At 66.7% G+C, this 21,123-nt stretch carries 20 protein-coding genes and 1 pseudogene; 16 read left to right on the top strand and 5 right to left on the bottom strand.

The genetic code is table 11. The features are described 5' to 3' along the window. The coding region (locus tag AC07OH_RS23925) for a hypothetical protein (RefSeq protein ID WP_495302366.1) at window positions 1-209 on the bottom strand (209 nt) is incomplete at its 3' end. A 32-nt stretch (window positions 210-241) separates the two neighbouring features. Here AC07OH_RS23925 and AC07OH_RS23920 point away from each other — a divergent pair. Beyond that, window positions 242-589 (top strand): hypothetical protein, encoded by a 348-nt coding sequence (locus AC07OH_RS23920; protein WP_492679990.1) that lies wholly within the window; start codon window positions 242-244, stop codon window positions 587-589. Here AC07OH_RS23920 and AC07OH_RS23915 read toward each other — a convergent pair. Continuing rightward, window positions 572-829 (bottom strand): hypothetical protein, encoded by a 258-nt coding sequence (locus tag AC07OH_RS23915; protein ID WP_495302458.1) that lies wholly within the window; start codon window positions 827-829, stop codon window positions 572-574. The two genes, AC07OH_RS23920 and AC07OH_RS23915, sit on opposite strands and share 18 nt — an antisense overlap. A 76-nt stretch (window positions 830-905) precedes the next feature. Beyond that, window positions 906-1,289, bottom strand: a pseudogene (locus AC07OH_RS23910) (enoyl-CoA hydratase-related protein); the annotation flags it as partial. 263 nt (window positions 1,290-1,552) lie between these two features. Between AC07OH_RS23910 and AC07OH_RS23905 the strand changes: the two are divergent. The 12 genes from AC07OH_RS23905 (at window position 1,553) to AC07OH_RS23850 (ending at window position 13,622) form a co-directional block, all read left to right on the top strand. Further along, complete coding sequence (locus AC07OH_RS23905) at window positions 1,553-2,710, top strand: acyl-CoA dehydrogenase family protein (protein ID WP_495302365.1); 1,158 nt, start codon at window positions 1,553-1,555, stop codon at window positions 2,708-2,710. Window positions 2,711-2,981: 271 nt separating this feature from the next. Beyond that, window positions 2,982-4,160 (top strand): acetyl-CoA C-acetyltransferase, encoded by a 1,179-nt coding sequence (locus tag AC07OH_RS23900; RefSeq protein ID WP_095746834.1) that lies wholly within the window; start codon window positions 2,982-2,984, stop codon window positions 4,158-4,160. 152 nt (window positions 4,161-4,312) lie between these two features. After that, on the top strand, window positions 4,313-5,131 hold the full coding sequence (locus AC07OH_RS23895; RefSeq protein WP_062478152.1) for an ABC transporter ATP-binding protein: 819 nt from the start codon (window positions 4,313-4,315) through the stop codon (window positions 5,129-5,131). Beyond that, window positions 5,128-5,847 carry an ABC transporter ATP-binding protein gene (locus AC07OH_RS23890; protein ID WP_495302364.1) on the top strand — a complete coding sequence of 240 codons (720 nt, stop codon included), beginning with the start codon at window positions 5,128-5,130 and terminating at the stop codon, window positions 5,845-5,847. Before AC07OH_RS23895 ends, AC07OH_RS23890 begins: the two co-directional genes overlap by 4 nt. A gap of 13 nt (window positions 5,848-5,860) precedes the next feature. Further along, on the top strand, window positions 5,861-6,733 hold the full coding sequence (locus AC07OH_RS23885; RefSeq protein WP_056577629.1) for a branched-chain amino acid ABC transporter permease: 873 nt from the start codon (window positions 5,861-5,863) through the stop codon (window positions 6,731-6,733). Window positions 6,734-6,737: 4 nt separating this feature from the next. After that, window positions 6,738-7,769, top strand: a complete 1,032-nt coding sequence (locus AC07OH_RS23880) for a branched-chain amino acid ABC transporter permease (RefSeq protein ID WP_495302363.1) — start codon at window positions 6,738-6,740, stop codon at window positions 7,767-7,769. Next, window positions 7,759-8,784, top strand: a complete 1,026-nt coding sequence (locus tag AC07OH_RS23875; protein ID WP_495302362.1) for a phosphotransferase family protein — start codon at window positions 7,759-7,761, stop codon at window positions 8,782-8,784. The genes AC07OH_RS23880 and AC07OH_RS23875 overlap by 11 nt, the downstream gene beginning before the upstream one ends. Next, the gene (locus tag AC07OH_RS23870) at window positions 8,784-9,158 is read left to right on the top strand and encodes a DUF6285 domain-containing protein (RefSeq protein ID WP_495302361.1); all 375 of its coding nucleotides are present in this window, start codon (window positions 8,784-8,786) and stop codon (window positions 9,156-9,158) included. Before AC07OH_RS23875 ends, AC07OH_RS23870 begins: the two co-directional genes overlap by 1 nt. Before the next feature lie 3 nt (window positions 9,159-9,161). Further along, window positions 9,162-10,448, top strand: a complete 1,287-nt coding sequence (locus AC07OH_RS23865) for an acyl-CoA dehydrogenase family protein (RefSeq protein WP_495302360.1) — start codon at window positions 9,162-9,164, stop codon at window positions 10,446-10,448. 70 nt (window positions 10,449-10,518) lie between these two features. Further along, window positions 10,519-11,748 carry an ABC transporter substrate-binding protein gene (locus AC07OH_RS23860; protein ID WP_495302359.1) on the top strand — a complete coding sequence of 410 codons (1,230 nt, stop codon included), beginning with the start codon at window positions 10,519-10,521 and terminating at the stop codon, window positions 11,746-11,748. A gap of 36 nt (window positions 11,749-11,784) precedes the next feature. Then, window positions 11,785-12,594, top strand: a complete 810-nt coding sequence (locus AC07OH_RS23855) for an enoyl-CoA hydratase-related protein (RefSeq protein ID WP_495302358.1) — start codon at window positions 11,785-11,787, stop codon at window positions 12,592-12,594. Beyond that, window positions 12,591-13,622 carry a phosphotransferase gene (locus AC07OH_RS23850; RefSeq protein ID WP_495302357.1) on the top strand — a complete coding sequence of 344 codons (1,032 nt, stop codon included), beginning with the start codon at window positions 12,591-12,593 and terminating at the stop codon, window positions 13,620-13,622. The genes AC07OH_RS23855 and AC07OH_RS23850 overlap by 4 nt, the downstream gene beginning before the upstream one ends. Window positions 13,623-13,656: 34 nt before the next feature. Here the strand turns inward: AC07OH_RS23850 and AC07OH_RS23845 are convergent, their stop codons facing one another. Beyond that, on the bottom strand, window positions 13,657-14,049 hold the full coding sequence (locus tag AC07OH_RS23845; RefSeq protein WP_307696445.1) for a VOC family protein: 393 nt from the start codon (window positions 14,047-14,049) through the stop codon (window positions 13,657-13,659). Between the two features lie 21 nt (window positions 14,050-14,070). Then, complete coding sequence (locus AC07OH_RS23840; RefSeq protein WP_495302356.1) at window positions 14,071-14,520, bottom strand: helix-turn-helix domain-containing protein; 450 nt, start codon at window positions 14,518-14,520, stop codon at window positions 14,071-14,073. 172 nt (window positions 14,521-14,692) lie between these two features. On the opposite strand from AC07OH_RS23840, the gene AC07OH_RS23835 reads away from it, so the two are divergent. The 3 genes from AC07OH_RS23835 to AC07OH_RS23825 all read left to right on the top strand — a co-directional run bounded on the left by AC07OH_RS23835 (window position 14,693) and on the right by AC07OH_RS23825 (window position 21,074). Next, a complete protein-coding gene (locus tag AC07OH_RS23835) occupies window positions 14,693-19,330 on the top strand; it encodes an RHS repeat-associated core domain-containing protein (RefSeq protein ID WP_495302355.1) in 4,638 nt (1,545 codons plus the stop codon). Window positions 19,331-19,671: 341 nt separating this feature from the next. Further along, window positions 19,672-20,208, top strand: a complete 537-nt coding sequence (locus AC07OH_RS23830; protein WP_495302354.1) for a hypothetical protein — start codon at window positions 19,672-19,674, stop codon at window positions 20,206-20,208. Between the two features lie 68 nt (window positions 20,209-20,276). Then, the gene (locus tag AC07OH_RS23825; RefSeq protein ID WP_495302353.1) at window positions 20,277-21,074 is read left to right on the top strand and encodes an immunity protein TriTu family protein; all 798 of its coding nucleotides are present in this window, start codon (window positions 20,277-20,279) and stop codon (window positions 21,072-21,074) included. Window positions 21,075-21,123 lie beyond the last annotated feature (49 nt).

The following is a 21,123-nucleotide window of genomic DNA, read 5'->3' as shown; positions in this document are numbered from 1 at the left end:
GGCGGTGCCAGCACCTGCGGCGGCACCAGCACCTGCGGCGGCACCAGCACCTGCGGCAGCGCCAGCACCTGCGGCGGCACCAGCACCTGCGGCAGTGCCAGCACCTGCGGCGGTGCCAACACCTGCGGCGGTGCCAGCACCTGCGGCGGTGCCAGCACCTGCGGCGGCACCAGCACCTGCGGCGGTGACAGCGCCTGCAGCGGCGTCACCGTCCGTGGAGCCGTCCGGCAAGAGGGTGTTCATGGGCGAGCGCTGCAAAGGCGTGACGGTCTATATCCAGATCTACGACAACAGCCAACGGGACGTTGTCCGAACCTATCGCGAACCTTGGCAAAAAATGCTCGCTAACGTGCCGCCGATCGAAGACGTCAGCGAGTCCGCACGCAAATACAACCGTCTGCCCCCCCGGCAGGTGAACCAGCCGACGGTGCGCTTTCACGACGAGGCCTCAATCGACTGTGCTGTCGCACTGGGCCCGCAAGTCGGTTATCCCAACTGGCTGGTCGAACCGTTGTCGCCTCGCCTCAATCCCACTCGCCGCACGGTCGAGGTCTGGATTCCGACCTCCGCGTCATTCCCCGCGCGGTAGGTCTTTCTGCGCCCGCCCGCGCGCCTGCACCGCCTCGCGCCGCGCGCGCAGCACCTCGGGCGTGAGCGACGCGGCCCATTCGCGCGTGGCGGCCTGCTCCAGCGCCATGCCTTCGGCAAAGCTGCGGGCATGGCCGTCGTCGATCAGGCGCTTGTAGACCGGCAGCATCTCGGGCAGCGCGCTCGCGATGTCGGCGGCCAGTGCCAGCGCCTGGGGCATCAGCTGCTCGGGCGTGGTCACGCGGTTGACCAGCCCCCAGCCCCCAGCGCTCGGCCTGCTCGGCGTCGACGAAGTTGCCGCTGAAGGCCATCTCCTTGGCCCGCGCAATGCCGATGAGCCGTGACAGCCGCTGCGACAGCCCCCAGCCCGGGATCACGCCGATGCGCGCGTGGGTGTCGGCAAAGCGCGCCTCGCTCGACGCAATCAGCAGGTCGCAGGCCAGCGCCACCTCGAGGCCGCCGGTGATGGCTGCGCCGTTCACGGCGCCGATCACCGGGCGCGGAAAGTTCGCGAGTGCGGTGGCCACGTCGGTGCCGGCGTCGCCGGTGATGGCGTCGGGGTCGATCTCGCGCAGGTCCAGCCCGGCGCAGAAGGCGCGGCCCGCGCCGGTGAGGATGAGCACGCGCACGCTGTCGTCCTGCGCGAGTGTGTCGAGCGTGCGAACCAGCGCACGCCGCAGCGCAATCGACAGGGCGTTCATGGCCTGCGGGCGGTTCAGCGTGAGGCAGGCGCAGCCGTCCTGCGGACGGGTGAGCAGGAGGATGTCGGCGTCGTTGTCGGTTGCAGGTGTGTTCATGGCGTGTCAGTGTTGGGCGCAGGCCGGGCCGCGGCATCGTCGGAACGGACGAATCCGGCGGGCTTGTCCCGCTCACGACTCGAAACCCGCGCCCGCGTCGGCACCATGCGCCGCATTGTCTTCAATCCGTCCTTGAATCCACTGAGAGAAAGAAGGAGCGTCCCACCATGGACTTCAGCCTCACCCCGGCCCAGCTCGACCTGCAGGAACGAACGCGCCGCTTCATCGCCGAGGAAGTGATTCCGCTCGAATCCGACCCCCGGCAGGATTCGCACGGCCCCGCCGAGGCGCTGCGCGACGAGCTGGTGGCACGCGCGCGCCGCGCCGGCCTCCTCACGCCGCATGCGTCCAAGGAACACGGCGGGCTGGGCCTGTCGCATGTCGACAAGGCCATCGTGTTCGAGGAGGCGGGCTACTCGCCGCTCGGCCCGGTGGCGCTCAACATCCACGCGCCCGACGAAGGCAACGTGCACCTGATGGAGGTGGTGGCCACGTCGGCGCAGAAGGCGCGCTGGCTGCAGCCGCTCATCGACGGCCACGTGCGCTCGTGCTTCTGCATGACCGAGCCGCCGCCCGGCGCCGGCTCCGACCCGTCGATGATGCAGACCGTGGCCGTGCGCGACGGCGACCACTACGTGATCACCGGGCGCAAGTGGTTCATCACCGGCGCCACCGGCGCGGGCTTCGCGATCATCATGGCGCGCATGGAAGACGGGTCGTCGACCATGTTCCTGGCCGACATGGACCAGCCCGAAATCGTGATCGAACGGCAGATCGACGCACTCGACAGCTGCTTCACCGGCGGCCACGGCGTGGTGCGCTTCGACGGCCTGCGCGTGCCGGCCACCGACGTGCTGGGCGCCATCGGCGAGGGCTTTCGCTACGCGCAGGTGCGGCTGGCGCCCGCGCGCCTCACGCACTGCATGCGCTGGCTCGGCGCCGCGCGCCGCGTGCACGAACTCGCCGCCGACTACGCCCGCCGCCGCCAGGCCTTCGGCCATGCGCTGGTGGAGCACGAGGGCGTGGGCTTCATGCTGGCCGACAACGAGATGGACCTGCACGTCTCGCGCCTGACCATCTGGCATTGCGCGTGGGTGCTCGACCAGGGCGGCAAGGGCCGCCACGAGTCGAGCGTGGCCAAGGTGCTGTGCTCGGAGGCCGAGTGGCGCGTGGTCGACCGCTCGGTGCAGATCCTGGGCGCGAGCGGCGTCTCGGACGAGACCGTGGCCGCGCGCATCTTTCGCGACATGCGGGCTTTCCGGATCTATGACGGTCCGTCGGAAGTGCACCGCTGGAGCATGGCCAAGCGCCTGGCCAAGGCTTGAGAAGGTGTGAACGAACCCGCCATGTCCGCTCATCCCGCCCAGACACGCCCCCTCGGCGTTGCAAATGCTCGCCATAGCCCGAGCTATGGCTGCGCTTTGCGCCTTGAGGGGCCGCGCCTGGGCGTGCTGCTCGGCCACGCCGGATTCATTCACACCTTCTGAGCCCGCAAAGGCTGCCGCCCAAAATCGTCGGTTCCGACGACGCTGTGCGGCGGCGCGGCGCGAACAATGCGCTGGACTGCCGAACCGAACCCATCACCGGAGATTTCACATGCCCGAAGCCTATATCGTCGCCGCCGCGCGCACCGCCGGCGGCCGCCGCAACGGCCGCCTCGCCGGATGGCACCCGGCCGACCTGGCCGCACAGGTGCTCAACGCCCTCGTGGAGCGCACCGACGCCGACCCCGCCCTGATCGAGGACGTCATCATGGGCTGCGTCGGCCAGGCCGGCGAGCAGGCCTCCAACGTGGCGCGCAACGCGGTGCTGGCCTCGCGCCTGCCCGAGTCGGTGCCCGCCACCTCGGTCGACCGCCAGTGCGGCTCGTCGCAGCAGGCGCTGCACTTCGCGGCGCAGGCCGTGATGTCGGGCACGATGGACATCGTCATCGCCGCCGGCGTCGAGAGCATGAGCCGCGTGCCCATGGGCCTGCCCACCACGCTGCCGCTGAAGAACAACCTGGGCTTCTACGTGAGCCCCGGCATGGAAAAGCGCTACCCCGGCATCCAGTTCAGCCAGTTCACGGGCGCCGAGATGATCGCGCGCAACTACGGCATCGAGAAAGACGCGCTCGACCGCTACGCGCTCGAAAGCCACCACCGCGCCATCGCCGCCACCAAGGCCGGCCACTTCGAGCGCGAGATCGTGCCCGTGGCCGTGCGCATGGCCGACGGCACCGAGACCGGCGAGCTGCACACCACCGACGAAGGCATCCGCTACGACGCCACGCTGGAGAGCATCGCCGGCGTCAAGCTCATCGCCGAAGGCGGGCGCTGCACCGCGGCCACCGCCAGCCAGATCTGCGACGGCGCCAGCGGCCTCATGGTCGTGAACGAGCGCGGCCTGAAGACGCTGGGCGTGAAGCCGCTGGCGCGCATCCACCACATGAGCGTGCTGGGCCACGACCCGGTCATCATGCTCGAGGCCCCGCTGCCCGCCACACAGCGCGCGCTGCAAAAGGCCGGCATGAAGATCGAGGACATCGACCTGTACGAAGTCAACGAAGCCTTCGCGCCCGTGCCCATCGCCTGGCTGAAGGCGCTGGGCGCCGACCCGGCCCGCATCAACGTGAACGGCGGCGCCATCGCGCTGGGCCACCCGCTGGGCGCCTCGGGCACCAAGCTGATGACCACGCTGGTCAACGCCCTGGGCCAGCGCGGCAAGCGCTACGGCCTGCAGACCATGTGCGAAGGCGGCGGCATGGCGAATGTGACCATCATCGAACGGCTGTAGACAGGCACACCCCCAGGCTTGCCCACTTCGTGTGGCCTCCAACCCCCTTGCAGGGGGCAACACCTGCGGCCCGGCAAAGCCGGTTCCGCGGTGTTTCTGGATAAGAGAACGCTGCGGCCATCGACCGCGGCTCCATAAAAAGAGATCGACGCATGATTCATGACACCGATCGCGGAGACAAAGAGAACACCCCCCTGTTGCGCATCGACGCGGTGTCGGTGCGCTTCGGCGGCATCGTGGCGCTCGACGGCGTCTCGTTCGACGTGCGGCGGGGTCAGATCTGCGGCCTCATCGGGCCGAACGGGGCGGGCAAGAGCACGCTGTTCAACTGTCTCTCGCGCCTGTACGAGTGCAGCGCCGGCCGCATCGAGTTCGACGGCCATCCGCTCACGCGCCTGCCGCGCCACCGCATGGCGGGCCTGGGCATCGGGCGCACCTTCCAGAACCTGGCGCTGTTTCGCACGATGACCGTGCGCGACAACGTGCTGGTGGGCTGCCACAGCAAGCACCACGCGGGCTTCCTGCGCAACGCCTTCCGGCTGCCCGGCGTGGCGGCCATCGAGTCGCAGGCGCGGGCGCGGGCCGACCAGCTGATCCACTTTCTCGACCTCGAGGCCGTGGCCGAACGCGAAGTGGCCGACCTGCCGTTCGGTACGCAAAAGCGCGTCGAGCTGGCACGCGCGCTGGCGGCCGAGCCGCAGCTGCTGCTGCTCGACGAGCCGGCCTGCGGCCTCAACCACGAAGAGCTCGAAAGCCTGGGCACGCTGATCCGCGACATCCGCGACCGCCTGAACGTGACGGTGCTGCTGGTCGAACACCACATGAGCCTCGTGATGGGCGTGTCGGACAAGGTGGTGGCGCTGAACTTCGGCAAGAAGATCGCCGAGGGCACGCCGGCCGAGGTGCGCGCGCACCCCGAGGTGATCCGCGCCTACCTGGGTGAGGAAGCAGAAGCGGAGGCGATGGCATGACGACGAACATCCTCGAAGTGCGCGGCTTGCACGCGGCGTACGGCCCGACGCGTGTGCTGCAAGGCATCGACCTCGACATTCCCACCGGCCAGGTCGTGGCGCTGCTGGGCGCCAACGGTGCCGGCAAGACCACCACGCTGCGCGCGCTGTGCCAGATGATGGTGAGCACCGAGGGCCGCATCATGCTGGCCGGCCAGCGCATCGACGGCCGCTCCACCGAGCAGATCGCCAAGGCCGGCGTGGGCCACGTGCCCGACGGGCGCGGCACCTTCCTGGGCCTCACGACCGAGGAGAACCTGCGGCTGGGTGCGTACGCACGTGCCAGCAGGGACGGTATCGACGCCGACATGGAGCGCGTGTTCGATTACTTCCCGCGCCTGCGCGAGCGCCGCGCGCAGCAGGCCGGCACGCTCTCGGGCGGCGAGCAGCAGATGCTCGCCATCGGCCGCGCGCTCATGGGCAAGCCGCGCCTGCTGCTGCTCGACGAGCCCTCCTTCGGGCTCGCGCCGCTCATCGTGAAGGACATCTTCTCGATCATGCGGCGCATCAACAAGGAAGAGCACGTGTCGATCCTGCTCGTCGAGCAGAACGCCAAGCTCGCACTCGATCTGGCCGACTCGGCCTACCTCCTGGAAACCGGCCGCATCGTGCTCTCGGGCACCGCCGCCGAGATCCGCCGCAACGACGCCGTGCGCAAAGCGTACCTGGGCGAATAAGGGCCTCACACCGATGAACGCATTCCTGCACCAACTGCTGGCGGGCCTGGCCACCGGCGGCATCTACGCCAGCGTTGCGCTGGCGCTGGTGATGATCTACCAGGCCACGCACCACATCAACTTCGCGCAGGGCGAGATGGCGATGTTCTCGACCTTCATCGCCTGGAGCCTCATGCAGGCCGGCCTGCCGTACTGGGCCGCCTTCGTCGCGACGGTGGCCTTGTCCTTCGTGCTCGCGGCCGTGGTGGAGTTCACTGTCATCCGGCCCATGCACGACAAGCCGGCGTTGTCGGTGGTGGTGGTGTTCATCGGCCTGCTGGTGATCTTCCACAGCCTGGCGGGCTGGCTCTTCGGCTACACCATCAAGCAGTTCCCGAGCCCGTTCCCGTCGGACGCGTGGTTCGGCAGCGCCATGATGTCGGCGCACGAGATGGGCGCCATCGGCGTCACGCTGCTGGTGGTGCTGCTGCTGTTCGCCTTCTTCCGCTTCACGCCGCTGGGCCTGGCGATGCGCGCCGCGGCGCAGAACGCGGCCTCGTCGCGGCTGGTGGGCATCAATGTCGGGCGCATGCTGATGCTGGGCTGGGGCCTGGCCGGCGCCATCGGCGCGGTGGCCGGGATGATGGTCGCGCCCGTGGTCTTCCTCGACCCGCACATGATGACCGGCGTGCTGCTCTACGCCTTTGCCGGTGCGCTCATCGGCGGCATCGACAGCCCCGTGGGCGCGGTGCTCGGCGGCTTCATCGTCGGCGTGCTCGAGAACCTCATCGGCACCTACGTGGTGGGCACCGAACTCAAGCTCTCGGTCGCGCTGGTGCTGATCGTCGGCGTGCTCATCGTCAAGCCTTCCGGCCTCATGGGCCGCAAGTTGGTCACCCGGGTCTGATCGCATGAACTCTCCTCAAGCTTCCTCCCTGCCGACCGCCATGGCACCGCTCGCGGGGTCGGCCGATGCACGCACCGCCGCCAAGCCCTCGCGCTCCCCGCTCCTGTGGGTCGGCCTGCTGATCGTGCTGGCCATCGGCATCACCTTCGTGGCGCGCGGCTACCAGCTGTTCCAGGCGACCATGGTGATCTCGTATGCCATTGCGCTCTTGGGCCTGAACATCCTCACGGGCTACAACGGGCAGATCTCGCTGGGCCACGGCGCCTTCTATGCCATTGGCGCCTATACCACCGGCATCCTCATGGAGCACGCGGGCGTGCCGTACTGGCTCACGGTGCCGGCGGCGGCCGTGGTGTGCCTGATCGTCGGCTACCTGTTCGGGCGGCCCGCGCTCAAGCTCGAAGGGTTGTACCTGGCACTGGCCACCTTCGCGCTCGGCGTGGCGATGCCGCAACTGCTCAAGTACAAGCACCTCGAGGCCTGGACCGGCGGCGTGCAGGGCATCGTGCTCATGAAGCCCGCCGCGCCCTTCGGCCTGCCGCTCAACGAAGACCAGTGGCTCTACCTGTTCTCGCTGTTCGTCGCGGTCGTGATGTTCTTCATTGCCCACAACCTGCTGCAAAGCGGCAGCGGCCGGGCCATGCGCGCCATCCGAGACCACGCCATGGCCTCCGAGGCGATGGGCGTGGACAACAGCCACTACAAGGCCATGACCTTCGGCGTGTCGGCCGCGTACACCGGCGTGGGCGGCGCGCTGTCGGCCATCGCGGTGCAGTTCGTGGCGCCCGATTCGTTCACGCTGTTCCTGTCGATCTCGCTGCTGGTGGGCATCGTGGTGGGCGGCGTGGGCACGCTGTACGGCGCGATCTTCGGCGCCATCTTCATCATGTTCGTGCCCTCGCTGGCCGAGAAGGTCTCCAAGGCCGCGCCCTGGGCGGTGTACGGCGTGGTGCTGATCGCCTTCATGTTCGCGATGCCCGGCGGCGTGGTCGGGTTGCTGCGCAAGCTCCAGGCACGCGTCGCCCGTGCACGATGACGCGACGCTGATCGCGAACGCACTGCAGCGGCTGGCCGGGCGGCTCGTGCCCGAGGCGCATCCGGTGCAGGCGGTGCAAGCCGTGCGCCGGCTCTCGGGCGGCGCCAGCCAGCAGACCTGGGCTTTCGATGTGACGACAGGCGGCGCGGGCCAAGCCCAGCCGCTGGTGCTGCGCCGCGCGGCCGATGCCAGCGGCGCACGCGCCCTGGGCACCGCGGGCCTGGCGGCGGAAGCGCAGCTCATCGAGGCCGCACGCGCAGGCGGCGTGCCCGTGCCCGGCGTGCGCCATGTGCTGCAGCCGGCCGACGGGCTCGGCGAAGGCTTCGTCATGGACCGCATCGAGGGCGAGACCCTGGGCCGGCGCATCGTGCGCGACGAACGCCTGGCCGGCGCGCGCCGCGTGCTGGCGCGCCAGTGCGGCGCCGCCATGGCACGCATCCACCGCCTGCCCGCGCACCAGCTGCCGCCGCTGCGCACGGCCGCCGCACGCGCGGAACTCGACTTCCAGATCGGCCTGCACCGCAGCCACGGCACCGCGCGCCCCGTGTTCGAACTCGCGTTCCGCTGGCTGCGCGCGCATGCGCCGGCCGATGTGCAAGTGCCGGTGCTCGTGCATGGCGACTTCCGCAACGGCAACCTGATGGTCGACGAGGAGGGCCTGCGCGCCGTGCTCGACTGGGAGCTGGCGCACCTCGGCGATCCGATGGAAGACCTCGGCTGGATGTGCGTGCGCTCCTGGCGCTTCGGCCACGGCGCGCTGCCCGTGGGCGGCTTCGGCACGCGCGAGCAGCTCTTCGAGGGCTACACGGCCGAAGGCGGGCAGGTCGATGCCGGGCGCGTGCGCTGGTGGGAGGTGCTGGGCACGCTCAAGTGGGGCATCGTCTGCGAGGCCATGGGGCATGCCTGGCTCAGCGGCCGCGAGCGCGATGTGGAGAAGGCCGCCATCGGCCGCCGCGCGTCGGAGGCCGAGTCGGACCTGCTGGCCTTGCTTGCGCCCGAGGAAGAGGCCGCCTGATGCAGGACCGCCCCGACATCGCCGAGCTGCTCGGGGCCGTTGCCGCCTTCCTGCGCGAGCAGGTGGTGCCGGCCACCGAAGGGCAGGTCGCGTTCCATGCGCGCGTGGCCGCGAACACGCTCGACATCGCGCGGCGCGAAGTGCAGCTCGGCCCCACGGCGCAAGCAAGTGAACGGGCGCGGCTGCTCGCCCTGCTGGGCCCCGGCGCACCGACCGACCTGACCGAAGCCAACCGCCTGCTCTGCACCCGCATCGCCACAGGCGAACTCGACCCCGCCACCCCCGGCCTGATCGACCACCTGCGCCAGACCACGCGCGACAAGCTCGCCATCGACCAGCCCGGCTATGCCGCCGGCACGAAGAAGAAAGACTGAGCCATGGACTTCGACCTGCCCCGCGACCTCGTCGATTACCTCGCCGAGCTCGACGCCTTCATCGACCGCGAGATCGCACCGCTGCAGGCGCAGGACGACAACGAGCGCTTCTTCGACCACCGCCGCGAATGGGCCCGCACTGACTTCGAGAACGGCGGCCTGCCGCGCCCCGAGTGGGAAGCGCTGCTGGCCGAGGCGCGCCGCCGTGCCGACCGCGCGGGCCACCTGCGCTTTGCGTTGCCCGCCGCGTTCGGCGGGCGCGACGGCAGCAACCTCTGGATGGCCGTGATCCGCGAGCACTTTGCCGCGCGCGGCCTGGGCCTGCACAACGACCTGCAGAACGAACACTCGATCGTCGCCAACAACCCCTTCGTACTCGCCATCCGCGATTTCGGCACGCCCGCGCAGTGCGACGAACTCATCCAGGGCATGCTCGACGAGCGCGTGCGCCTCACCTTCGGCCTCACCGAGCCGCAGCACGGCTCCGATGCCACCCACATGGAAACGCGCGCCGTGCCCGAGGTGCGCCACGGCCGCGCCGGCTTTCGCATCGACGGCGAAAAGATGTGGACCACCGGCATGCACACCGCCACGCATTGCGTGCTGTTCGCACGCACCAGCGGGCGTGATGGCGACGCGCGCGGCATCAGCGCCTTGCTCGTGCCCGCGAAGGCCGAGGGCGTGAAGATCGAGGAGTACCTCTGGACCTTCAACATGCCCACCGACCATCCGCGCGTGAGCTTCACGAACGTGTGGGTGCCCGAAGACGCCGTGCTCGGCCCGCTCGACGGCGGCCTGGCCATTGCCCAGCACTTCGTGCACGAGAACCGCATCCGCCAGGCCGCGTCGAGCCTGGGCGCCGCCGACTACTGCGTGCGCGAGAGCGTCAAGTACGCGCGCGAGCGCAAGCCCTTCGGCGAGGAGCTGGCGCGCAACCAGGGCATCCAGTTTCCGCTGGTCGAGCTGGCCACGCAGGTCGAGATGCTGCGCCTGTTGATCCGCAAGACCGCGTGGCAGATGGACCAGATGCCCAAGCCGCAGGTCGAGAAGCAGCTGTCCGACAAGGTCTCGATGTGCAACTACTGGGCCAATCGCCTCGTGTGCGAGGCCGCCGACCGCGCGATGCAGGTGCACGGCGGCATTGGCTATTCGCGCCACAAGCCCTTCGAACACATCTACCGCCACCACCGTCGCTACCGCATCACCGAGGGCTCCGAAGAGATCCAGATGCGCAAGGTGGCGGGCCACCTCTTCGGCTACATGGGGCCGAACCGGGCCACCACCGCCTGAACCACTTTCCGACGACGACTGACGACGCAGGCCACCCGGCCACGCAGCAACACAGAAGGAGACACGCGACATGGTTCATTTGCTTTCCCGCCGCACCGCCTTGGCTTCCGGCCTAGTTGTGGGCCTTGCCACGCTCTGCATCAGCCTGCCGGCCCTGGCCCAGAAGAAGCCCGAAGCCGGCGTGAGCGACGCCGAGATCGTGCTGGGCATGCCCATGCCGCTGTCGGGGCCCGTGTCGGGCTACTCGGTGGTCGGCAAGGTGGCCGAGGCCTACTTCAAGAAGCTCAACGAGCAGGGCGGCATCCACGGGCGCAAGGTGCGCCTGCTGATCTACGACGACCAGTACTCGCCACCCAAGACCGTCGAGGTGGCGCGCCGCCTCGTCGAGGAAGACCAGGTGCTCGCCATCTTCGGCAACCTGGGCACCGCGCCCAACATGGCGATCCAGCGCTACATGAACGCCAAGAAAGTGCCGCAGCTGTTCGTGCAGTCGGGCGCCGCGCAGTTCGACGACGCCGCCAAGTACCCGTGGACCGTGCCCTTTCTCGGCAGCTACCAGGGCGAGGGCCGCGTGTTCGCGCGCCACATCATCGACAACCGCCCCGACGCCAAGATCGCCGTGCTCATGCAGAACGACGACCTCGGGCGCGAGGTGCTCAAGGGCCTGCAGGAGGGCCTGTCGAAGCAGGGCAAGGCCAGGATCGTGGCGCAGGCCACCTTCGAGGTGACCGACCCCACCGTCGATTCGCAGGTGGTGCAGCTCAAGTCGTCGGGCGCCGACGTGCTCGTGATGGCCGCCACCGCGCGCACCGCCGCGCAGGCCATCCGCAAGGTCGCCGACGTGGGCTGGACGCCCGACCGCTACCTCAACTTTGCCGCCGCCTCCGTGAAGATGGCCTTCGAACCCGCGGGCGCCGACAAGGCCAAGGGCGTGGTCGCGCTCGCCGTCTACAAGGAACCCATGAGCCCGCGCTGGAGCCGCGACCCCGAGGTGCTCGAGTACCTCGAGCTGCTCAAGACCCACGCCAGCGGCGTCGACCCGAGCAACAGCAGCGGCGTGTCGGGCTACATCGTCGCGCAGCTCATGGCCCACGTGCTGCGCGAGGCCGGCGCCAACCCCACGCGCGAAAGCGTGCGCGTGGCCGCCAGCACCCTCAAGAGCCCGCGCATCTCGATGCTGTTGCCCGGCGTGGCCATGGCCAATTCGGCCGCCGACCTGCACGCCTATGCATCGATGCAGCCCGTGCGCTTCAACGGCGTGGACCTCGACCCGGTCGGGCCCGCGCTGAACATGAAGTGAACCCCTTTACCTACTCACGCCCTTCGGAGCCCACCCATGAGCCAGCCTGACGACCAGGACCCCCTTCTGTACGAGCGCGACGGCGACGTCGCCATCCTCAGCTTCAACATTCCCAAGCGGCTCAACCCGCTCACCGTGCCGCTGCAGCAGGCCCTGCGCCAGCGGCTCGCGCAGTTGCGCGACGAAGGCGAGGTGCGCGCCGTGGTGCTCACCGGCGTCGGCAAATCGTTCTGCGTGGGCGCCGACCTCGGCAGCATGGACGCCAGCGCGCCCGGCAGCCTGGGCCAGCGCACGGCCGACGCGATGGAGGCGATGTCGAACCGCCTCATCGAAGACCTGCGCAGCATGCCCTTCCCCGTGGTGAGCGCCATCAACGGCCCCGCCGCGGGCGCCGGCGTGGGCGTGGCGCTGGCGGCCGACGTCGTGCTGGTGGCGCGCTCGGCCTACTTCTACCTGCCCTTCATGCCGCGCCTGGGCATCGTGCCCGACCTGGGCACCACCTGGTTCCTCGAGCGGCTCGTGGGCCGCGCAAGAGCCATTGGCATGTCGCTGCTCGGCGAACGCCTGTCGGGCGAACAGGCCGCGCAATGGGGCCTCGTGTGGGCCTGTGTGGACGACGCCGAACTTCGCGCCCAGGCGGTGGCCGTCGCGCAGCGGCTCGCGCGCCTGCCTGCACACGCCGCGCACGAGATCCGCGCCGTGTACGAATCGGCCGCGGGCCAGTCGCTCGTCGGCCAGATGCGCCACGAGGCCGAGCGCCAGCGCGAGCTGATCGACCGGCCCGACTTCGCCGAAGGCGTGAAAGCCTTCCTGGAGAAACGCGAGCCCGTGTTCCGCCGGCCATGAGCGCAGCTGCAGACGCCACCCCAGCAGGCATCGAGTTCGACGCCGACCGCCTGCAGCGCCACCTGCGACAGGCGCTGCCCGATGTTGAAGGCCCGATGCGCCTGGCGCGCATCGGCGGTGGTCAGTCGAACCCCACCTTCTTCGTCGACTTCGACAACCGCGCGCTGGTGCTGCGCAAGCAGCCGCCCGGCGAGCTGCTGCCCTCGGCCCACGCGGTCGACCGCGAGTACCGCGTGCTGCGCGCGCTGGCCGCCACCGACGTGCCCGTGCCGCGCACCGTGCTGTACTGCGACGACCGCGCCGTGGTGGGCACGCCCTTCTATGTGATGGAGAAGCTCGAAGGCCGCGTGCTGTCGAACTACGCGCTGCCCGGCATCGCGCCCGCCGAGCGCCGCGCGTACTACTTCGCCATGGCCGAAACCCTGGCGCGCCTGCACGCGGTCGACCTGGCCGCCGTCGGCCTCACCGACTACGGCCGCCCCGGCAACTTCTTCCAGCGCCAGATCGCGCGCTGGACCCGGCAGTGGGAGGCCTCGCGTACGCGGGAAGACGCCAACATCGACCGCCTCATCGCCTGGCTGCCCGTCAACCTGCCACCGGGCGACCAGACCACCATCGCGCACGGCGACTTCCGCTTCGGCAACCTCATGTTCCACCCCACCGAGCCGCGCGTGATCGCCGTGCTCGACTGGGAGCTGTCCACCCTGGGCCATCCGCTGGCCGACGTGGCCTACAACTGCATGGCCTGGCACACCGGCGCCGACGAGTTCGAAGGCATGCAGGGCATCGACCTCGCGGCCGAAGGCATTCCCACGCAGGCCGAGTACGTCGCCCACTACCAGCAGGCCGGCGGCTGCGCCGAGCCGGTGACCAACTTCCACCTGGCGTTCTCGCTGTTCCGTTTTGCCGTGATCCTCGAAGGCATCGCGGCGCGCGCAAAGAGCGGCAGCGCTGCGGCGACAGATGCGGTGCAGGTGGGCGCACAGGCCGCGGGGTTTGCGCGGCGGGCGGTGGCGTTGATCGAATAGCCGCCAGCGAACTGGCGAGCGGGCAGAGCGCCCGTCAGCCGCCGATGGGCGAGCACAGCTCGACCAGCGTGCCGTCGGGACAGCGCACGTACGAGACCACCTGCCCCCAGGGCTTGGTCACCGGCGCCGACAGCTGCGTGGCGCCGGCTGCGAGCGCGCGGCTGTGCGCCGCGGGCACGTCGGGCGTCACGAGGCCCAGCTCCATGCCCAGCGGTTGCGCGGATTCCGAGGCAGCGACATGCCCGCCCGGAAAGTTGGAATCGCCGAGCGCGTGCGCGGCGAACGCCAGCGTGGTCTCGCCAGTTTCGAGTTCGCCATAAGTGCCCGATTCGTGCAGGAAGCGCGTGGGCAGGCCGAAGGCTTGCTCGAAGAACTTCAGCGACTGGGCGACGTCGGGAACGTAGACGATGGTGTAGCCGAGTTTCATGGTGTGCGGAGGGTGACTTGGTTACTGCGCTTCCAGCCGCTCTGCAATCTCGCGCGCCCCGAGTTCCCGCACTGTGGCCAGCCGCTCCAGCTGCGCCGCACGCGGGCGCGCCTTGCCTTGTTCCCAGTGATAGATCGTCTGGCCCGACACGCCGACCAGCTGCCCATAGATCGCCGCGGACAACCCGAGCTTGGCGCGGTGCGCGGCCAGCCGGTTGGCGCTGAAGCGGCGCTTGGGGCTGCCTGCGTCGGCGTCGTCACCTGCAGCACCGGCGGCGGCCGGCGCCTGACGCACGGAGCCCTTGGCAACCTTGCGCAATTCCTTTTCGAGCGCGCTCACTTGACGGCGCAAGTCGGCAATCGATGCGCGGTGTGCGACGGAGGCTTTCTTGAGAGTTTCGATCTCCGCTCGCACTTCCTTGCGAGCGACACGGGAGATTTCGGCTTTGAGGATGGAGGCGATGTTTGGCATGGGGGGATTGTGCTCAATTTGGGGACACAAATGCGAAGCCGCGTAGTTTGTGATTTCAGTCGCTTGCGGACAACAGGTGCTGAAGGCTTCGGCGTACTTTTAGTTTCAGGAGTTCGACGCTGAGTCGAGTGGCGTCAGTCCGTCGTTGTTTGCATGCGGCGTTTCGGCTATCTTGAAACAACTTGTACGGAGCGTGCCGCATGGCAGTGCGCGTCGCGAAAACGGTAGTGAAAACAAGAAATTCAAGGTGGTTTCTATGAGGATTGAGGGAGAGAAGACAGGTTCTATCGGCGCTTTCGCTTGTGCGATCAAGGCGATGTTGTGTGCTCTTTTGCTTGGCGCTTCAAGCGCGCACGCAGTGATTCCGATGACCGTCGAGCACCGAGTCGAAATGCTCGCTGGAGACGGGACTTTCTACGCCACCGATTGGTATCGCACAACACCAGAAGCCTGTGTTGCCAGCGAGTGGTTTATGAAAAAGGTGATTTACTACGAATTTGGTTGGCAGCTGCTAGCCACCGAACCACATGCATCTGTCTGCGCATGGGCTAACCGATATGGGTCTCCTGACGGTGCCCCGATCACTCGAGCCATCTCGGCGAACCAAGCGGTCTACTGTCCTGCCGGAAGCACGCAGCAAGGCTCGGGTTGCGGATGTACCGATGGCTTCATGGAGGACTCGGCCGCTGGCATCTGCGTAGGCGCGACGCCCAGCGAGCCCAAGCTGGCCCCTGACATGTGTTTGGCGTCCGAATCGAATCGATGGGCAGAAAGTGCGATTGGCAATCCCATACGTCCGACCACGGGGGAGAAAGTTACCGAGGAGGTTGACTACTCCGAACTGGGAATCGCGGGCATCGAGTTTTCCCGCATCTACAGCAGTCGCGCTGCGAAAGATTCCACCAACGCCCAGATGCTTGGACGGGGATGGTCACACAACCACGCCTGGACAATGCGAAAGGGACCAGAGGGGGCGTCCGTTGGTTTCAGAGCGGTCGTCTCGCCGGATGGGGGGGGGCGTGGGTTCTTCAAGGTAGATGGCGCAGCAAGCTGGACCACCAGCAATAGCGCCGATAGTCTTATTGCGAGTGGTGATGGCTGGATTTACAAACGCGCGGAAGACGACAGTACTTTTGCTTTCTCCTCTGATGGAAAGCTTCAGACCAGGACGGAACGGGGTGGGAAGATTGCGTCGTATGCCTATGACGGGTCAGGGCGCTTGTCCTCGGTATCCAACGCATTCGGCCGTACGCTGGTTTTCTCATATGCCAATGGCAAGCTTTCTTCTGTCACGTTGTCAGATGGCCGAGTCGTCGCCTATACCTATGACGGACTCGGCCGTTTGGTTGCCGTCACCTATCCTGACGCCAAGAATCGAAAATTCCTTTATGAGAACAGCGCTTACCAGTTTGCGCTGACCGGCATCGTAGATGAGAGTGGGGTGCGATTCGCAACCTATTCCTATGATTCTTTTGGGCGCGGGATTTCTACAGAACACGCGGGGGGCGTTGATCGCTATCAGGTCAGCTATCCGAGTGGGGGGCAGACCTATGTGGTCGATCCCCTCAATACCGGGCGTACTTACTTTTTCGCAACTCGTGCCGGCTACCTTGCGTTGGGTAGCAGTGCGGTGTCGGGAACAAGTTCGAATAGTGCCTCGTGGCGAGGTATCGATGACAACGGACTGATTGTTGGTGTCGACGACTTTCGAAGTGTGCGCACCAATATCTCGTGGAACATCTCTCGCCGATTGCCCACGACGGTCATTCGGGCTTCTGGCACCCCCGAAGCACAGACCACCACGACCCAGTGGCATCCCACCTTCTCGCTCCCCGCACTGGTCACTGAACCCGGCCGCACCACCGCCTACACCTACGACACCGCAGGCAACACGCTTTCAAGAACGGTCACCGACACCGCCACGAACAAGGCTCAGCTTTGGCAGTGGACCTACAACGCCCAGCAGCTGGTGGCCACAGCCACGGAACCCAACGGTGCGGTCACGAGCTACACCTATGACACCCGGGGCAACGCCCTCACATCGACCAACGCGCTGGGCCACGTCACCACCTCCACCTACGACAACGCCAACCGCGTAGCCAGCACCACCGCCCCCAATGGCCTCGTCACCACCTACACGTATGACCTGCGCGACCGCCTGTTGACCCAGACCGTCGGCGCGGGCCTTGCCGGTGCACAGACCACCACGCTGACCTACAAGCCCTTCGGCACCGTCGAGTCGGTGACGCTGCCCAGCGGCCTCGTGCTCACCTACACCTACGACGCCGCTCACCGCCTCACGGGCTGGAGCAGCAACCGCGGAGAGAGCGGCAGCTACACGCTCGACGGCATGGGTAACCGCACCGCCGAGCAGATCAAGGACAGCGCGGGCAACGTGGCCTGGAGCGTGGCGCGCACCGTCAACAACATCAACCGCCTCTCGGCTTCCACTGAAGGCCCCAATCAGGCCCACACCTTCGGCTACGACGCCAACGGCGAGCTGACCCGCACCACCAACGGCCTCAACCAGAGCACCCAGTACGGCCTCGACAGCCTGCGCCGCGTCAAGGCGGTGACCGACGCGGCCAACGCCACGGCCACCCTCAAGTACAACGCCCTCGACGCCGTCACCGAAGCAAAAGACTTCAAGGGCGTGGCCACCGCCTACACCCGTGACGCACAGGGCAACGCCACCGCCGAGACCAGCGCCGACACGGGCGGCGCCAGCACCCAGTACGACAGCCTCGGCTTGCCCAGGCAGATCACCGACGCCCTGGGGCAGGCCACCACCATCGCGCGCGACCTGCTCGGCCGGCCGACCAGCCTCGTCTTCGCCGATGGCAAGACGACCACGCTGCGCTACGACCTCACGGCCAACAGCAAGGGCTACCTCTCGGAGGTCATCGACCGCAGCGGCACCACCGAGTACACCCGCGACGCTTTCGGGCGCGTCACGCTCAAGAAGCAGACGCTCGCAAACGGTGGTGTGCAGCAGGTGAGCTACGGCTACAACGCCAACGGCACGCTGGCCAGCATCGGCTACCCCAACGGCGCCACGCTCGCCCACCAGTACGACGCCACCGGCCGCCTCGCGGGCCTGAACTGGAACGGCAGCCCGCTCGTCACCGGCATCGCGTGGAACCCGCTCGGCCAGCCCACCGCGTGGCAGTGGGCCTTTACCGCCGCACCGCCCGCGTCCGTGGCCGCCAGCCGCGTGTACGACACCGCGGGTCGGCTCACCGGCACCGAATTCAGCAGCTACGTGTACGACGCCGCAGGCCGCATCACCAGCCTCACGCAAAACCTGTACGGCCCCGGCGACACCGACCCGACGCACACCACCGTCGCGAACGGCAATGTCACCTGGGCCGTCGGCTACAGCCCGGTCGGCCGCATCACCGGCTTCGATGCCACGGGCAACACCGCCAGCTTCGGCTACGACACCAATGGCAACCGCGCGAGCAGCACGCGCGTGCTCGACGGCCAGAGCACCCAGCGCACCTACACCGTGGGAGCCGCAAGCAACCGTCTGACAGGCTTTGCGCAAACCATCAACGGCGCGAGCAACACCAGCGTCACCTACGGCTACAACGCCAACGGCGACCTCGTGACTGACGGCCTGCGCAGCTACGCCTACGACGCCGAGGGTCGGTTGGCCGCCGCCACCACGGGCGCCACCGACATCAGCCCGACCACGCGCTACGCGCACAACGCGCTGGGCCAGCGCGTGTTCAAGACCGAGCCGCTGTACCCACCGAGCCAGGGCGATGAGGCCGACCCGGGCTTCATGCAAAGCCTGATCGTGTTCTTCACCCGGCTGTGGAGCCCCGCGACGAACCAGGCCGAGCAGCAGGGCTACACGTATGTCTACGACGAGCAGGGCACGCTGATCGCCGAAGTGGGCAGCGGCGGCACCAACAGCGGTGGGCAGGCGCAGTACATCTACCTGCCGACGGCCAACGGCCCGATGCCGATTGCGGCGGTGATCAACGGCGCGACCTACGCGGTGCACAGCGACCACCTGAACACGCCGCGCAAGCTCACCGATGTGAGCGGGCAAGCGGCCTGGCAGTGGAGCTACAGCGCGTTCGGGGAAGACAAGCCGACGACGGCGAGGAACCGGTTCGCGGACCTGGATGTGACGCCGAATCCGGGCACCACGGGCGTGTCGGAGGTGAAGTTCAACCTGCGGTATCCGGGGCAGTATGCGGATGAGGAGTCGGGGCTGTTCTACAACGGGTTCAGGACCTACATCCCAACAATTGGGCGCTATACCCAAGGCGATCCTATTGGACTTGAAGGGGGATGGAATCGGTTCGGCTACGTCGGCGCCAACCCATTGAGCCATGTTGATCCTGAGGGATTGGCAGGCGGACCTCCTCGCTCGACCCCGAGAGTTCCTATTCCTGGGGGGGGAGCTGGGTCGGGGGGAGTCGTATCCGCCATAGCAGAGGCGATGAGAGGCTCTCAAGCGGGTGCAGCAGGGGCGCAAGCGAGAGCACTGGCTGGTGCTGGGCGAGGGTTCCTCAACCCATCGTGTCCCCCCATGAAGACGATAGTCGAGGCTCCAGATGTGAAAAAAAAGGCGGATGCATTGACTGGACGAAAAGCACAGTCCTACGAGAGCATCAAGGACATGCTTGCACGGGACTTACCCGGCGGGAATCAACATGAGCTACGAGGCGATTTGGCGGGTAAATCTGCAATTGACCTTGGTGGCAGTGGAAAAGGACGCGGTGCAGAACGCGTCATATTTAGCGTTAAAGACGGTGTGGTGACTATCCATGACATCGTCGATTACCACAAGTGAGGATGTATGACTTGGGAATATCGAGTAATGAGCCGAGACGGTGCGGTCGCTATCTACGAGGTTTATTACTATGAAGACGGTAGGATGCAGGGTCACAGCGCGGAACCAGCGGTTCCTGCGGGCGAAACGGTTGAAGAGCTACGAGTCAACTGCGATTTGTACCTTGCTGCACTTGGGAAGCCAGTTCTCGAGTACAGCAGTTAGTGGGGTTCAAGGTCAGGCCTTGCTCGTTGCCCCTGATCTTCAACAAGAAAAGTCGCCTGCCACCCCTTAGCCGCTAGGGCTGGGGTTGGCGGGCGGCGTTGCTTGTGGCCGCGTGGCTGCTACAGCATCAACTGTCGGTGACGGTCATCCTTGCGCTCCATCTTCAGCGTCTGAAGCTTTGCGGTCGCATCGATGCTTTGCCTGATAGACCACTCGGTCTCCACAAAGTCACTTGGCGATTCTCCGGTTCCATCATCAACCTATCCAACTCAATGTGGAGTTGTATGTTTGCCAAACTAGCAGTGATCTCGCTCGTGCTGATGTCCTTCTGCGCCGCAGCTCAGGATGCGCCCGTGCGTGTTGGCAGCCTCAAGGAGGCAGGCACTTGGATCGATAAGATCTATTCCTCGCATGTAGAGAGGCGCTACAGCGTCAAACTTCCAACTGGGCGGAATGCGGAGATCTATGCTCTCTATGCGCCGAGGGGTTCAGGCATAGGTCAACTTGACGGCTGGTTCTATTCCTGTGCCAGTGATGGCGCCGTGTGTGACTTGATCGCGATGGCGAATCTAGGGACATCGAGAGAAATAGAAGAAGACCCCGTGGTCACGTATGAGCATCCCTATCTGGTCGTCAAATCTGGCAGCAACATCTTGCTCAGGGTGAAGCAGTAGAAGTATTGGAGTCAGGCTTCATTCCACTTCAGTTGAAGGTGATGGCACCCTGAGCGCCCAAGCGGGAAATGGCAATGAACAGTGATGAACCGGCACCGGACAGAGGTCTGCTCCGAGGAACGAGCCCGAGTGCTCACATTGGAAGAATGATGCTGAGAAGATTCGTGGACTGGGCCCAAACGGTTCGGGCAGACCGAGCCCTGGGGCCAAAGAACATCGACATGCGACTGACCGAAAGCGAGCCTTCAGCCAATCCCTCGGCACGTCTGGATGTCGATACACCGGCAGCGATAGGTCGGATCACCGTCTGGGAAAGTGGTGACTACGAGATTGAATCTATCGATCTCGACACCGAGCGGTTGCTCTACGCTGATCGCGGGACCCTGCAACGGGACGATGAGACGTCGAAGAAGTTCTCCCCGTTTTTTACGTCGTTGGGAGTTGTCGTGAGCCGCGAGAGGCTGCACGCCCGTGGAGCCCTCATTGAGGCCCTGTGGCTTCGTCTTCAAACCACACTGTCCACGTTCGCGGGGAAGATTGAGATGCGCGATTCATCCGTGATTCGCGATGTGAGACGTACCAGCAATGAAGCGTTCTTGCTCAGGGCGTACCTGGCCTTCCGGCGGCGTGTTGATGGCGAAGAGCTCGCGATCACGGTGGATATCCGGGGCGACGACAAGCAGATGGCGATTGAATCTGACGTGTGCAAAGAAGACGGTACGGTGTTGGTGATAGGGCCTCTTGCGAAGATTCAGTGGACTGAGAGTGTTCAGCCAGCGCTAGACGAATGGATGCGTGAGTTCGAGCAGTTCCTGTCAAAGAGCGAGGCAGAAATCGCCGCCGCCGTTTCGCGATTGAAGAGTTGATGTGCTGGCACGCTCGTGTCGAGGTCCGAAAGCATGGAGGTGGTCAGTG

This window comes from Variovorax sp. GW821-FHT10C12, assembly GCF_059415405.1.
The sequence above is the reverse complement of the archived record's forward strand: the minus strand, read 5'-3'. Positions and strand labels throughout refer to the sequence as shown.